Annotated in this window: 9 protein-coding genes and 1 pseudogene; 5 read left to right on the top strand and 5 right to left on the bottom strand. The window is 58.8% G+C overall.

The annotated features are described in order from the left end of the window. The 3 genes and pseudogenes from RSSM_RS33875 to RSSM_RS20745 form a co-directional block, all read left to right on the top strand. Positions 1–1220, top strand: a pseudogene (locus RSSM_RS33875) (hypothetical protein); the annotation flags it as partial. Further along, complete coding sequence (locus RSSM_RS20750; protein ID WP_008683478.1) at positions 1217–2731, top strand: serine/threonine-protein kinase; 1515 nt, start codon at positions 1217–1219, stop codon at positions 2729–2731. The pseudogene RSSM_RS33875 and the gene RSSM_RS20750, both read left to right, overlap by 4 nt. Before the next feature lie 70 nt (positions 2732–2801). Further along, positions 2802–3560, top strand: a complete 759-nt coding sequence (locus tag RSSM_RS20745; RefSeq protein WP_008683477.1) for an SGNH/GDSL hydrolase family protein — start codon at positions 2802–2804, stop codon at positions 3558–3560. A 368-nt stretch (positions 3561–3928) separates the two neighbouring features. Here RSSM_RS20745 and RSSM_RS20740 read toward each other — a convergent pair whose 3' ends face one another. Further along, positions 3929–4312, bottom strand: a complete 384-nt coding sequence (locus RSSM_RS20740; protein ID WP_201767217.1) for a hypothetical protein — start codon at positions 4310–4312, stop codon at positions 3929–3931. A 737-nt stretch (positions 4313–5049) separates the two neighbouring features. Here RSSM_RS20740 and RSSM_RS20735 point away from each other — a divergent pair. Further along, entirely contained in the window at positions 5050–6888 is a 1839-nt protein-coding gene (locus RSSM_RS20735; protein WP_173403172.1) for a UDP-N-acetylmuramoyl-L-alanyl-D-glutamate--2,6-diaminopimelate ligase, read from the top strand. Positions 6889–6935: 47 nt separating this feature from the next. Here the strand turns inward: RSSM_RS20735 and lepA are convergent, their stop codons facing one another. The 4 genes from lepA to RSSM_RS20715 form a co-directional block, all read right to left on the bottom strand. Then, positions 6936–8741: a translation elongation factor 4 gene (gene lepA / locus RSSM_RS20730; RefSeq protein WP_008683472.1), complete on the bottom strand. Its 1806-nt coding sequence runs from the start codon at positions 8739–8741 to the stop codon at positions 6936–6938. Positions 8742–8880: 139 nt separating this feature from the next. Further along, a complete protein-coding gene (locus tag RSSM_RS20725; RefSeq protein ID WP_044303164.1) occupies positions 8881–9930 on the bottom strand; it encodes an ROK family protein in 1050 nt (349 codons plus the stop codon). Positions 9931–10582: 652 nt separating this feature from the next. Beyond that, the gene (locus RSSM_RS20720; protein ID WP_008683468.1) at positions 10583–11047 is read right to left on the bottom strand and encodes a hypothetical protein; all 465 of its coding nucleotides are present in this window, start codon (positions 11045–11047) and stop codon (positions 10583–10585) included. 21 nt (positions 11048–11068) lie between these two features. Further along, positions 11069–12859 (bottom strand): ExeA family protein, encoded by a 1791-nt coding sequence (locus RSSM_RS20715; protein WP_236621278.1) that lies wholly within the window; start codon positions 12857–12859, stop codon positions 11069–11071. Between the two features lie 222 nt (positions 12860–13081). Between RSSM_RS20715 and queG the strand changes: the two genes are divergently transcribed. After that, positions 13082–14305 (top strand): tRNA epoxyqueuosine(34) reductase QueG, encoded by a 1224-nt coding sequence (gene queG, locus RSSM_RS20710; RefSeq protein ID WP_008683464.1) that lies wholly within the window; start codon positions 13082–13084, stop codon positions 14303–14305. Positions 14306–14805 lie beyond the last annotated feature (500 nt).

The following is a 14805-nucleotide window of genomic DNA, read 5'->3' as shown; positions in this document are numbered from 1 at the left end:
ACCCCGAGCACGGTGGAATCGAAGGCGTCTACAGCGGTGCTGGACGTGGAAACCGATTCTCGACGAGGCTCTTGCTCGCGCCGAGCGGCAAAATTCCAAGTGAGGGCAGCGGCGATAATTCCGGACCCGCACAAACGGCCGCGTCGAATTGGACAACCCAGTGCACCGGTATCAAAACTCTGCACGAATCTCGCGGATGTGCCGTCGTGGAGTTGACCGGAACGTTCGAACCGGCTGTCGCGACCGCGTCGGGTCCGGATGACTCCCATCCAAACGTCCCGCGACGTTGGCAAGCACAGTATCGGTTGGATCGCGGCAGTCGTCGATTGTTTTACCGGGTCCGGTTCAGTCCGGTTGCTGAAGAAGGTTTGGCAATCGAGGAGGCATGGCGTCGTCGTCCCGTGCTCCGCGTCGCGACCGCCGAGCCGACCCCGGTCGTGCGAGCGATGATGCGAGAAAAGCTGGTCCGAACGAGTGCGCGGTCCTTTCAAACCTCACTCGGTTACGTCATTGATGAGGATGAACGGGCGACCTTGATCGCGAGCGAATCGTCTACGATTCACCGCCGCAGCGGCGACCGGTTTTTTGATTCGCTGTTGACCGTCGACTCTGCCGACAAGATCGCAAATGGGGACACGCGTCACGGTTGGGACACCGTTTCCGACGACGCGAAGAGTGGTGAAGCTTGGTCCGGCTGGCAATCATTTGCATTCGGATTTGACGTCAAGCACCCGGTCGCTGCGGCAAAGTCGTTCGCCATGGGAGAACCGGTTTGGGCGGTCCCGATCGCTTCGAATTCAGGTTCGCTCGCGAAGGCGTCGCCGCGTGGATGGTTGATCCATCCGTCTCCGTCGTCACTCGACGTTCAAATCGTTGATGTCGGACGTGTTCGCGATTCCGGTGCGGCGGAGGACAGCGACGCGAAACAGGGACAACCACGCGAGTTGATGGCGTTGCACTTGCGAGTGATTCAAACGGCGAGCCGCGCCGCTTCGGCGAGTCTGCGGTTTTGCCGAGACGTTGATTCCGTCTACGAAGTCTCCTCGCTCTCGCGTCCGTTTCGCCGTGATACCGGCAACGGCGAGTTGACGCTGCAGCGGCTTGCTGAGATCAGTAACCCGGAGTCGATTCAACAGGAAGGCGACCGTGTTCGTTGGTCGCATCCGAGTCATGGTGTCGTGCACATGGTCGTCCTGTTTGAAATCGGTGGCCGAGCATGAGTGCACCGCTGCCTCCCGATCTGGTCTTCCGCGAAGCCGCTCTGTTGAGCGAGCTGGTCAGCGAGACACAGTGGCGGGCAGCGGTTTCGGAAGTCAAACGCGATCGCAAGGCGGCTGGAACACCACCACCGGTTTCCGACGACGACCGATCGGTCGTTTGTGATGAGATCGAAACGATTCTGATTCGCGACGAAATCATCACTCCCTATCAGGCAACGCAGTTGCGGGCCGGTCGCACGAAGCTGACCCTCGGTCCATACCTGGTGACGGAGTTCATCGGTCAAGGCGGGATGGGACAGGTCTTCGGCGGTGTCCACGAGATCATGGGCCGGCGATGTGCGATCAAGGTCTTGCCGCTGGACAAATCGGACGAACTCGCGCGAGAGAGTTTCAATCGAGAGATCCGTTTGCAGGCGTCGCTCGATTGTCCTTACTTGGTACGGGCCTTCGACGCCGGTCGCGAAGGCAGCGTTCATTTTCTCGTCACCGAATACGTCCCCGGCACGGACCTGCGACAGCTCGTTAAAGACAGCGGCCGGCTTTCGGTTCAACAAGCATCGTCGATCGTCGCCCAAGCCGCCGCGGGCATCGCGTACGCCCACGAAAGCGGACTGATCCACCGTGATATTAAACCGGCCAACATCCTCGTGACGCCCGACGGGCACGCCAAAGTCGCCGATGTCGGATTGGCAGCGTTGATGTTCGTTCCCGACGACGACCCGCGAGCCGGGAAGGTCGTTGGCACGGCGGATTACCTGTCGCCCGAACAGATCCGCACCCCCGACCAAGTCGGCCCGCAGTGCGATATCTATTCGCTCGGCTGCACGCTGTACTATGCGATCACGGGAAAAGTCCCGTTCCCCGGTGGGGATTCGCGAAGCAAGTGCAAACGTCACCTGACCCAAGCACCGTGGGATCCACGTAAATACGCCCCAGAACTCACCGAGGCGTACGTCGAAATCATTGCGGACATGATGGAGAAAGACGTCCGTAAACGGATTCAATCCGCCGCTGAGGTCGTTCGCCGTTTGAGCCCCTGGGCGTCTATTCATCCCGACGAGGGAGAAGCCTGGTTGGCCGAGCTCGGCATCAGTTTGCCCGACGAAGAACAACGCCCACGCAAGAACGATCCCTCGCGAGCCGTCGGGCTCAACGACGTGTCCCTCGACGACGATCTGTCTTGGAAAACCTCCGGTGCAGGGGAAGGTACGTCGCCGTCGCACCCGGTCACCTTGACAGACGAACACTCCGCCTCGTCGGGGGCACTCTCGAGTATCACGGGGGACGCTCCTCCGCCCCCGTTGCCCGAACAACATGGGGACAGGCATACACCTGCCGGTGATCTGGCTTACGACGCGGCGTCTGCCTCGACGTTGGTGACTCCGCCTCCTCCACCGGTGGTGTCGCACCGACCGATGGTTTCTCGCAACGTTCTGATTACCACGTTGATCGCATCGCTGTTGGTAGGTGGACTGGCCGGCTTCACACTCGCGGTTCTTTTGAAGATATGATGGTGCTCTTCCGCCGCGAACGCGGTGGATGCTCGCCTCCAATCCCACCCTTCAAAAGCATCTTGAGACTATGGCAAATTCCATCGAACGACGTGATGTATTCAAAGCCACCGCGGCAGCGATCGCAGCCGCAGGCGCCACCGGCGCATTCTCCCTGTCGTCAACCGACGCGGCCGAGAAGACTGGTTCCGCCTTGGCCGACAAAGCGACCATCCTGTTCCAAGGCGACTCGATCACCGACGCCGGACGCGATCGCAAACAGGGCAAGCCGAATGATTCCCGATCGCTCGGACGCGGATATCCGATGTTGATCGCGGGACCCTTGCTGCGAGACTATGCAGCAAAAGGCCTAACGATCTACAACCGCGGCATCAGCGGTCATAAGGTTCCCGATCTCGCGGCACGTTGGCAAAGAGATTGCATCGATCTGAAGCCGGACGTGTTGAGCATCCTGATCGGGGTGAACGACATCTGGCACAAACTCAACGGCCGCTACGATGGCACGGTCGAGACCTACGAAACAGGCTACAAAGCGCTGCTCGAAGAGACCATGCAGCAACTGCCCGAAACGCGAATCGTGATCTGCGAACCGTTCGTTCTGCGTTGTGGCGCGGTGGGAGATCATTGGTTCCCCGAGTTCACTCAACGCCTCGAAGTTGCTCGACGTGTCGCCGAACAACTTTCGCTAGAACGCGTCGCCTTCCAAGAAATGTTCGATGAAGCAATCAAAGTCGCGCCGCCGAATTACTGGGCGGGTGACGGCGTGCACCCCTCGCTCGCCGGTCACGCCCTGATGGCAGAAACCTGGCGTAAGACGTTAGGTATCTAGCGGTGCATCACGATCAAGGATGAGGCTTTCTGGGCACAGCGAAAGTCGCCAAGACTTTCGGCGATTCACGAGCCCTCCCGAAACTCTCGGCGAGTCCCGCTACCCAAAACCTAGTATTCCACTGCAGCGTGGCTTTCGGGTGGAATCGTTGTGGATGACGCAAGAAATGCCCGTGCGTGACTGGCGCATCAAGGACTCGTCGCCTCGTCCGCTACCCGAAAATCGAGTTGACATGAAGTACTATCGGAAGACGCTAAACATCTAGAGCGTTCTCTAAAACCGATTTAGCCGATGTCGCCAGACTTCGTTGACCTGAATTCTGGCGACATCCGGCGGCGGAGATCGGACGCGTCCAATCTCAAAATGCCCTACCGGCGACCACGGCGATCATAGTCTCGGTCGTATCGATCATGCCCTCGATGACCGTGGTGATCATAGTGATGCCGCGGTGGACCCGGTTTGCGGACACGGTAGTCGTGGTACGGGTATCCGCGGTATCCGGAATGGTAACCCAGTCCGACCCCGGGATAGATCACCGGGCCGAGTCGGGAGTAACCGTATCCGTAGGTTGGTCGGTAAGACCGATAGCCGTAGCCGCTGTAGCCAGACGAATATCGGTATCCGGGCACGCCATAACCTCCGGTTCCGAATGAAATCGAGAACCCGCCTGCATCAGCCTTGGGAGCCTCGCCGGCAAGCACCAAACCGATCGCAAGTACAGGGACACTCAGGTATTTGATTATTCGAGACATTTTGTTTTCCTTCTCCTTATTCACGAGTTCACACTGTGACGCCAACACGGCGACGGGAGGAAGAGTGTGAAACTCGCTTCAGGAGACAGATAACGCAATGCCGGTGCCAAATCGCGAGAAATACCCGTACTCCTTCGATTTGACGCCGTTTTTCAGCGAATATGCGGGAAATTTCGTGACGAATTAGGCCGGAAATCGTCCAGCCCCCAGCAACGCATGTGTTCGCAATGACGACACTTTGGTGTCGCGTCCGGATCAGAATGAGACTCCCGGCGAATCGAGCTGCAGGCGTCGGAAACACGAAAGTGGATCTTGTGAAAGATCCCCATGCCGCAGGATCGGGGCATCATCCGCCACACGAAAGCCGTGATAATGCTTTCCTGGGCACCACGTTCCCTTCCGAAATAACACGTGGCGCGACAGCAACCTGCCGCAATCGCCTATTTGCTCTCCATTCCCACCGCCTCCGCGACATACCGACGTTTCACAGCGTCTCGCTTTCGCACGAACGCAGAAGTTTGAGATTTCGACCTTGACCGATTTCGGCAGATGGGAACAATTGGCATCTCAGTCGTCCGAGATCGGAACGAACGCGGATGACTGGCACGGGAACGGATTTCTCGTGAGAGCTTTACCGCCGGTGTGAACGGCGTGACGACAGAGCGTCACGCGTGCACGATAGGAGCCGGATTCGGAAAAGCGATTTCGATTTTCTGCGTCAGCAAGGAGGCGACGAGATGCATCATTCTATCAATCGGTCGATCGAGTTTTCGAGTAATCAGGCCCACACACGTTGGGCGGCTCCGAGCCAAGGCCAGTCTGCGTCCCACGCGGACAACGCGACCAAGACTCTCGAGAAAGTCGCCGATCCGGTTCAACGCTGTGGCCGCCACAACGAGACCGACAGTGATCGTCTGACCAACAGTTCGATCGACGCCGATCAGCCGACTTCTCGCCATGACGAGAACCAACCGGTCTCGATCGCGTCGCTGTTGCCGAACGCTCGTTTTTTCTCCGGCAGCGATATCGAATTTGTCTCGATTGCGGAATCGGCCGAGCAGTGCACTCCGGGGCAACTCGTGGTATACCGAATCGGTGTGGATTGCCCGGTGGAGCTGATCTCTCAGGCACTCGCACGCGGCGCCGCTGGAATCCTCACCGAACAAATCTTGCCGGCTCCGCTGCCTCAGTGCATCGTCCCCGATACCGAACGGGCCATGGCTGAGATCACCGCCAAACAACTGATCGACGAAACCGGATCTCGTCCTGATCAACGATTGCTGACGATCGGCATCGTCGGGGAAAGTGGCAAGACCACGACAGCTCTGACGTTGGCTCAGGTGCTGCGTGACATCCCATGTCGCGTCGCATATCAAACCGACCTCGCTCAAAGCGACGGGGTAACCACCGAGACCGGCGAACAATCGTTGGACGGTGCGGCTGACATGATCCAACGGATCAGCGAAGCGGCCGATGCGGGCGCTGCCGTGACCATCCTCGAACTCGACGCACGTATGCTTCAGTGCGGCGGTTACGATCAAATCGGGTTGGACATGTTGGTCATCGTTGGCCACAACGCAGCTCGCAGCGACTTCGGCCCGTCGCCCGTCGACTGCGCTCTCGAACGAGTCGAGTCGGATGGGATCGTCATCGTTTCCACCGAAGACCGTCGCAGCCTCAAGGCAGTCGAATCGTCCACGCATCGCTATGTCACCTACGGAGTCGACGTCGACGTCGACGCCGACGTCGAACTCAAAACGATCGACACGGTCGACGGTGTCTTGACCGCGATGCTGCGTCACGGAAACCGCTCGGCGATGCTCGAGTCGTTGCTCGGCCAGGGCACGCTCGCTGATGCGATCGCCGCTGCGGCCGCGGTAGGTGTGGCGACGGACAACCCACTCGTGCAGATCACCGAGTCCGTCAGTAAGATACGCGAGCTTCCTGGGCGTTGCCAAAAGGTCGCTGTTGCGGACTGGAACGTGACGCAGGCCGCTCCGTCGATGGTCCTCGATATCGCCGGTACGCCACGGCGAGTTTCGTTTGTCCTGGACGCGATCCGTCAACAGATGGCAAGTGCCGGACCGGAATGTCTGCCAATGAACGTGAACGTGAAAACCATGTCGGCGCGTCGGGCAAAGATGTGGTGCGTCCTTGCGATCTCCGACTCCGACGATGCCGAGACGCTCGCGCAGTACGGCCGCTTGTTGGAAGCGATGCCCGATCAGTGCGTGCTCACGTGTGCCCCGAACTCGAAAGAAAAGTTCCTGTCCCTGAGCCACAACGTGCTCGACGGTGTTCAGGACATCGCGTCGATGCGGTTGGTTGCCGACCAGGACCGTGCGATCACTTGGGCGACGCAGTGTGCGAGTTCCTCGGACACTGTGGTGGTGCTCGGCGGAGTCGATCGGCGTTCGGCGCGATCCCAACGTGAAGACCTGCAGCGTCTCGAAGACCTGATGAAACGGCTGCAGCACGAATCCGCCGAAGCTTCCGCTCCCGTGAAACCTGCCGGAAAGTCAGCCTCCGCGTCGACGCAGGTGCCTCACCTCAAAGTCTTCAACCCGGAAGGCTAACTCGAGCTCCGGTGTGGATGGCTCGTCAGGGTTTCGGCTTTGATGTTCTATTCGTCGCCGCTGCTCAGGACGGCCATGAACGCCTTCTGGCTGATCTCGACGTTGCCGATCGCCTTCATTCGTTTCTTGCCCTCTTTCTGCTTTTGCAGCAGCTTCTTCTTGCGTGAAACGTCACCGCCGTAGCACTTCGCGGTAACGTTCTTTCGCATCGCCGGGACGGTTTCGCGAGCGATCACGCGGCTGCCGATCGCGGCTTGGACAGCGACTTCGAACATGTGACGTTCGATCTCCGCTTTCAAACGTTTCGCGACCGCTCGCCCTCGGCGGTCCGCGTCGGCGCGGTGACAAACCACCGACAACGCGTCAACGCGACTTCCGTTGACGATGATATCGAGACGGCACAAATCGGCGGCTTCATAGCCGACCATCTCGTAGTCCAACGTTCCATAGCCACGCGTGCAGCTCTTGATCTTATCATGCAGGTCGTAGATTACTTCCGCGAGCGGAATGTTGTACGTCAGCATCGCTCGGCCGGCGCCGATGTATTCCTGGTTACGTTGAATGCCACGGCGTTCTTGGCACAGTTTAATCACCGCGCCGATATACTCCTCCGGAACGATCACGTTGCATTTGACGATCGGTTGCCGGAACTCTTCAATGTCGCCTGGATCCGGAACGTCCTGCGGTTTGTGGAGCGTTTTGGTCTCGCCGTTTTTCAGTGTGATCTCATACGTCACGTTAGGCGCCGTCTGCACCAAATCAATGTCGGACTCCTGTTCGAGCCGCTGTTGGATGATCTCCATGTGCAGCAGGCCGAGGAAGCCGCATCGGAATCCGAATCCGAGTGCGTCGCTGGTTTCCGGTTCGAACTCAAAGCTCGGGTCGTTCACCGAAAGTCGTTCGAGTGCATCGCGAAGGTCCGTGAACTCCTGCCCGTCGCTCGGAAACAGCCCGCAGTAAACCATCCGTCGCGGTCGATCGTAACCCGGTAGAGCCTTCGCGGGAGTCTTGCCGGTGACCGTCACGGTGTCACCGATATGAACGTCGCCGAGGCTTTTGATGTTGCAAATCAAGTAACCGACTTGGCCGGTCGACAGTTCATCACGAGGTTCTCTCGCGGGAGTGAACTGGCCCAACTCGATAACCTCGTGCTCGGTACCGGCACGGAGGAACTGAATCTTCTGGCCCGTTTTGACTTTGCCCTGCATCACACGGATGTACGTGATCGCGCCACGAAAGTCGTCGTAGTTGGAATCGAAAACCATCGCTTGCAATGTTTCCTCTGGATCGCCGGCGGGTGCCGGGATGCGTTCGACGATTGCGTCGAGCAGACCGTCAACGCCGACGCCCGTCTTCGCGCTAACGCGAACGCACTCTTCCGGATCGGTCCCGAGCGAATTCATCATTTCCTCGGCGACTTCATCAGGCCGAGCGTGGACCAGGTCGATCTTGTTGATCACCGGGATGATCGTCAGGTCATGTTCCATCGCCGCAAACGCGTTGGCCATGGTTTGCGCTTCGACTCCCTGGAACGCATCGACGAGCAACAAGGCACCTTCGCAACACGCGAGCGAACGAGAGACTTCGTATTGAAAGTCGACGTGGCCTGGTGTGTCGATCAGGTTGAGTTGATACGTCGTGTCGCCACGTTGAAACGGCATCGCAACGGCGCGAGCCTTGATCGTAATCCCGCGTTGACGTTCCAACGCCAAGTCGTCGAGCAACTGTGACTTCATCTCACGAGTCGTCACGGTGCCGGTTTCTTCGAGCAACCGATCGGCGAGCGTGCTCTTGCCGTGATCGATGTGAGCGATGATGCAAAAGTTGCGAATGTTTTTGGTTTGTGCGGACATAGCAGATGGTTTTGCCGGAGGCGGGCTCTCGGGAATTCGCGAGAGCAGATGATCGGTTTCAATGCGTCAGTGGCGATGAGGCACGCAGGCGTGTGCCGGTGACGCGGAGGCTTGTCGTCGTCTTATCGTAGGCGGTCGACTACGAGTGAGCTTTGCGGGCGTAACCGGCCGCACCGAGATAACCGGCATCACTGCCGAGCGAGGCGAACGAGATCGTTGTCCCTTGGAAAACGTTCGGGAACGTGCGTTCGCGGAACTCCTCACGGATCTGCTCAATGAAGCGTTTGCCGATCGGGCATTCTTCGCCACCGAAGTTCATCGCACCGCCCAGGACAACGCTGCCCGGATCGACCGTGTGAACCAGCGTCGTGATCGCGATCCCCAACCAGCGTGCGGTTTCATCGACGATCGTGTTGGCCAGGGAGTCACCCGCGACGGCGGCTTCGTAAACCCGCTTGCTGGTCAGCTCATCCGTGTCCGTTTCACCGTCGCGATTAACGAAGCGAGAAAGGCTGCTGTCAGTCTGTTCTCGCAATCGTTTGCGGGTAATCGCCACCACGCCGGTAGCGGACGCGTACGCTTCGAGTTGTCCACGGCCTCCACCCCACTGGCAAATTTGCGCGTCGGGGGAAGAGTCGACCAGGATATGACCGCACTCGCTGCCAAAGCTGTTCACGCCGTTGACCAATTCGTCTTCGATAATGATGCCGCCACCGACGCCGGTGCCGAGCGTCAACAACAGCATCGAAGAGTGCTCGCTGCCGCTGCCGAGCCAGTACTCGCCGAACGCCGCTGCGTTGGCATCGTTGAGGAACTCGACCTTTCGTCCGGTCGCCTCGGCCAGCTTTTCCACGATCGGAAAATCCCACCACGAAGGCAACTGGGGCGGCGCGACCAGCCGGCCTCGGGGCAGATCCATCGGCCCGGGGGCTCCCATTCCGATTCCCGGGACCTTCCCCGTCACGCCGCATCGCTGCTCGGTTTCTCGCACCAAATTCGCCAACCCGCGAACCGCCGCCTCCGGCCCTTCGGACTCTTGCGTCGGCACCTGTTCAAACGCCACCGTATGCCCTTCGTCGTCAACGAGCCCGCACTTGATGCTGGTGCCACCAATGTCGATGCCCCAGAAATACGGCGCCGTGGAAGATTCGGTAGGAAACGCGTGATCGCGATCAGAATTGAATGCCAAGGTAGGTTCTCGTCGAAGGAAGGCGCCGCGGCGGCGAATCATGAAGATGGAGAGCGAGGGTTTCGGCAGGTCCGGCTCGTGATCGAAACCCGCTCGAGAACTCGTCAGCCGTTCGGCGTTGACCGCAATTCGCTTGACCAAAACATAGCCAACGTCCAGCGGATGGTCGGTCTCGGACGGTTTTCGAAGGGCGTCGAAACGACCCCCGTCATCCGCGCCTGACGTGTTCGGGCAATAGTATAAGAACCAAACCGTTTTCGACGAGGTGCGATCCGCATCCCGTCCACCACCTAGGAAAACCAGCCTCAGCCTCGGGAGTCGCTCGCGGTGGCTGGTCTGTCGGGGCGTTTCCCCGTTAGTCCCAATACCGTTCAATTTTCGTTTAACCCGTGCCCGAAGGGTAGGTTGTGTTCCGTCAAGCGTCGCCTACGGCTGCCGGTTAAACGAAAGCGCCACAACCCGGTGCTTCATTGAACGGTATTGCCGTTAGTCCAGCGCCAAAGTCGGTAGCAAAACCAGTTCGGCCGAAAACGCGGAGTCGACCAAGAAAGCGAAACCGACCAAGAAAGCAGACGCGACCGAGAGACCCGATCCAGTCAATGAGACAGCCGAGTCAAAGAGGCAGCCGAGAATTCAGCGCGACGCTCGCGTTCTAGCTAATCCCCGGAAGCGACATTTGCGCCGGCTTGACCCATTTCGGAAGGGACACGCCAGGTTCGGAAATGCCCAGCACCACGGATTCGCTCGCCTCGGCCGGTCGACTGATGACGAGGCAATTCGTCAACGAGATCGAATCCGATAGCCCTTGGCGTTGAAACGCTCGGCGGCAACGATACAAATCAAAACGTCGCCGGAAACCGCGGAGCCAATCCAACCCCGCCTCCGCCGTGCAGTAGTCAATCCGCAGAATCGTCTTCGGGTTGATGCCGAGTTGGTCCCGCAGTTGTCTCCACGAATTCGCGAGATCGCAAAAGAACGCGGGCTGCAGGGAAACGATTTTCGGAACAACCAACGCGAGCGTTTTCTGCTCGGATCGATTGGCGGCGACCGCGTGGCAAAGGAGCGTTTTCAGCGTGTTGTCGGTCGAGATCGCCGACGTGTTTTGCGTCGCAGTCATGCCTCACCTGGGGCTAGGTTGCTATCGTTTTGGAGACCGCATCTTGGCCAACATCGATTGGAAATCGACCGCGACCGGCGTGCCTGGCTTTTCATCACCGCCGGCTTCGCCAACCGTGATGGCCTGTTCGACTTCCACGTCGTCTTCGATGACCAGCATGTCGCGATCATCGTCGGCGAGAGGTTCTGTTTCCGCGTCTTCCATCCACAACACAGGAGCGGATGCGTCGCCACGCATGCTGAGGATCTCGCGATGCAATGATGCCTCGAGGTCCTCCGTAGGTTGTTCGTCCGGATGCGATTGAGCGTCACACGGGGCGTCGTTCGTTTGGCAAATCGGCTGAGCCTGCATCGTCACTTCTGCGTCATCGCCGAGTTTCGCCGCAACCGGTTCTTCTTCTTCGAATTCGCCGAACAACTCATCGGTGCTCGGAGTTTCAAAGCGAACGACTGGTTCGATTTCTTCAGTTGGCGAGGGCTCGACGCATTCAGGCTCGTTCGCCGTTGTGGCTTCGGCTTCGACGGAAACCTCGTCTGCTTCGTCGTACTGGAACGACCCTGTTGCCTGGCAATCAATGCTGACTGCTTCGAACGCGTTTTCGGTGTCACAGGCAATGGCGACGTCGGTTTGAACGGTGAAGTCCTCGCCGGTTGTTTGTGTTTCTTTCATGCATCCGCGTTCGCATTGCGGTGAGTCGCATGATGCCGGGTCACAGGGTTCGCCGTCGCATTGTTGGGCTTCGCATCCTGATTCACACGCCGACTCGCACGCTTGCTCGTTTTCGCAGGCAAACTCTTCGCTCGATGATTCAATCATCCCGGGAGTGTCAACCATCGGGCCGAACTCGATCGAGCTGTTGGGTTCGCTGGTGCCTTCTTCGTCGAGTGGTCCGAATTCAACATTCGATACCGGACGACTCAGCTCAGGTTCTTCAATCAGCGGGCTCGGCAATTGCTGCAGCACCGCCCATGCGTGGTCCACGGTGCCTTCGGAAATTTGTTGGTGTCCCCGAGAAGTTGCAAACTCGATGGTCGCCGTCATCAATTGGTTGATCAAACGCGGCACGCCACTGCATGCTCGGTGGATCGACCGAATCGCGGCTTCTTCGATGCTGACCTTGGTCGCGACCGCCGTGGTCTTTAACGCCTGTCGGACGTATTCGATCGTCTCGTCGCTCGATAGCGGATGCACGTAGCACCGCGTCGACACCCGTTGAACGAGTGCGTCGAGCGATGGCAATGCGAGCGTCTCGTCGAGCTTTGGCCCGCCGAGTAACACGGCGCTCACACGAGGCCGACCGTTGGACATCACGTTGGTCAGGATACGGATCGTTTCCAAGACTTCGGGTTTGAGTGTTTGTGCTTCGTCGACGAGTAGCAGCAACCCAGCGAACTCTTTCGAGCTGCCCGCGATTCGTTCGATGATCGCGAGTTGGGGGTCGTCGCCGGCCGCTACCGGTGTCGGTGCAATGCCGCGGATGCGATCGAGCCGGCTGAGCAGGTGACGTTGCAGCGACTGTGGGCTTTCGAGCGTCGCGTCGCCGAAGACGATCACTTCACGATCGCGAGCGAAATGCTGCTGCAGAACTTGGCTGATCAAGGACTTTCCGGTGCCGGGAGGTCCGATTACGAGCGAGATGGCCTCCCACGCTTCAACGGCGCGGCGAACGCGTTGCAATGCATCGTCCTGCGATCCGACTCGCACGTAGCGTTCGGCGCTGGGAAATGGTGGAAACGGGGGTACGTGAAACTGTGTTTCAACCGAAGACATGGTCGAAGTCCCGAGGCGGCACAAAACGTAGAAAGCGGACATTCCGTCTAATCGTTACAGTCGTCATAAAAGACCCGCGAACTGAAACGAAAATATTGGCGAAGATGGCTGCATTTGGTCGCACGGCTAGTCGCACGGCAATGCGATCAATTCGATGCCTACTTCGCGTACCCCCGTCTTAACCAAACCCGCTCAATCAGCGAAAGTGGGAATCCGTGGCGGCCGCTGTGCCTGTTAACTCCGTTCGAAAATCACCAAACTTTCATGCCTGACGCCGTCGAAAACGACCCGCACGCGATCATCCAGGCGATTCGCGAGGCGGCCGCCGAGGAAGGCTTCGTCGCGTGCGGCATCGCCCCTGCGATCGACAGTCAGGGGTTCCCGGACTTGGTCCGATGGATCGATGCCGGGTACCACGCCGAGATGGAGTATTTTCCCAATCGGCTCGACGCGTATCGAAACCCGAAAGGCGTCCTCCCGGGAGCGAAATCGGTCGTCGCGCTGGCTTGGCCGTATTCCGCCCTCGAGCACGAACATGAATCCACGCAAACGAGTGTGGCGGGGAGAAATGGGCAGGATGGCGAGGCCGTTGTCGGTGGCAAGGTCGCCCGGTACACGTGGCAGGCGACCGATTACCACGACGTCATCCACCCAAAGCTAAAGAGAATCTGTAAAACGATTCTTCGTCTTTGTCCTGCCGCGAACGCTCGTGGGATCGTCGACACGGCTCCGCTGATGGAGCGTGAGTTTGCTCAGTTGGCCGGGCTCGGATGGCGCGGCAAGAACACGTTACTGCTGAACAAAACTCTCGGCAGCTATTTCTTTCTCGCGTGCGTCTTGGTCGACGTCGAACTTCCCCCCGACACGCCCCACGAGTCAGACCATTGCGGCACCTGCACAGCCTGTTTGGATGCCTGCCCAACCGGCGCGTTCGTCGGTCCTCACGTGCTCGACGCATCGCGATGCATCAGCTACCTGACGATTGAATCCCGCGAAATGATTCCTGAACCCCTGCGTGAAGGAATCGGCGATTGGTTATTCGGCTGTGACGTCTGCCAAGAGGTCTGTCCTTGGAATCGCAAGCCAACCAAGCGGGCGATGTCGAATGAGTCCGTGCTGCAATCCGATTGGCGGTTATCCCCGGACACACCACGGGGGCTGATGGAATTATCAACCCTGTTTCAGCTCGACGAAGAGACGTTCCGAGCTCGGTTTCGAAAGTCACCGATGTGGCGAACCCGTCGCCGGGGCTTGTTAAGGAACGCCGCGATCGTCCTCGGCAACGTCGGCAATATCGAGCACGCCGACGCATTGATTCTTGGAATGCGAGACGCCGAGCCAATCGTCCGAGCAAGCAGCGTGTGGGCAGGAAAAAGAATTCTCGCAAAGTCCCCAAGCGACGCCCGCAGCGGTATCCTCGCCAACGAACTCAAAAGACTCGCCATCGACGAGCAAAACGAAATCGTACGCGCAGAACTGCCCAGCTAACACAAGCAGCAACCCACCCACCATCACCAAAAAATCCATCACCCACCCCCACTCCTCTTTGCGTCCTAGCGCCTTTGCGCCTCAGCGTTTCAAGAATCCGCCCTCCCCAACAACATCGCCACATCAAAACCCCGCCCCACCCTCTCCACCCCATCACACAATCATTCANCAAACAATCAGTCCCCCACCACGCCCCTCTCTGCGTCCTCAGCGTCTCTGCGTTTCAAAAAACAATCCGCCCAGCCCAACAGCATCAATACGTCACCCCAGCCCCCTCCCCCCCCATCAGACCATCACCAAAAAATCGATCCCCCACCCCCTCCACCCCATCACACAATCTGAGGTGGCCTGGGTTTTGGGGGCCACGCGAGCCCTTAAACTGAAAGTAACTCAAGGAGCGCCAGATGCCACGAAAGACCAAGCCTTCAGCTAATCCTGAACGACGTACTTATACCGACGAATTCAAACGTGATGCAGTTGCCATGCTGCTAGATGGTCAG

Origin of the sequence: Aporhodopirellula sallentina SM41 (assembly GCF_000346505.1) — a bacterium.
Taxonomy (GTDB): Bacteria; Planctomycetota; Planctomycetia; order Pirellulales; family Pirellulaceae; genus Rhodopirellula; species Rhodopirellula sallentina.
Note: the sequence above shows the minus strand (reverse complement) of the source record. Positions and strands in the feature narration are given on the sequence as shown.

Bases quoted from the DNA above. Each gene is read 5' to 3' on its own strand.
- RSSM_RS20735 (WP_173403172.1), top strand. From the start codon at position 5,050: ATGCATCATTCTATCAATCGGTCGATCGAGTTTTCGAGTAATCAGGCC.
- lepA (WP_008683472.1), bottom strand. From the start codon at position 8,741: ATGTCCGCACAAACCAAAAACATTCGCAACTTTTGCATCATCGCTCAC.
- RSSM_RS20740 (WP_201767217.1), bottom strand. From the start codon at position 4,312: ATGTCTCGAATAATCAAATACCTGAGTGTCCCTGTACTTGCGATCGGT.
- RSSM_RS20745 (WP_008683477.1), top strand. From the start codon at position 2,802: ATGGCAAATTCCATCGAACGACGTGATGTATTCAAAGCCACCGCGGCA.
- RSSM_RS20720 (WP_008683468.1), bottom strand. From the start codon at position 11,047: ATGACTGCGACGCAAAACACGTCGGCGATCTCGACCGACAACACGCTG.
- RSSM_RS20750 (WP_008683478.1), top strand. From the start codon at position 1,217: ATGAGTGCACCGCTGCCTCCCGATCTGGTCTTCCGCGAAGCCGCTCTG.
- RSSM_RS20715 (WP_236621278.1), bottom strand. From the start codon at position 12,859: ATGTCCGCTTTCTACGTTTTGTGCCGCCTCGGGACTTCGACCATGTCT.
- queG (WP_008683464.1), top strand. From the start codon at position 13,082: ATGCCTGACGCCGTCGAAAACGACCCGCACGCGATCATCCAGGCGATT.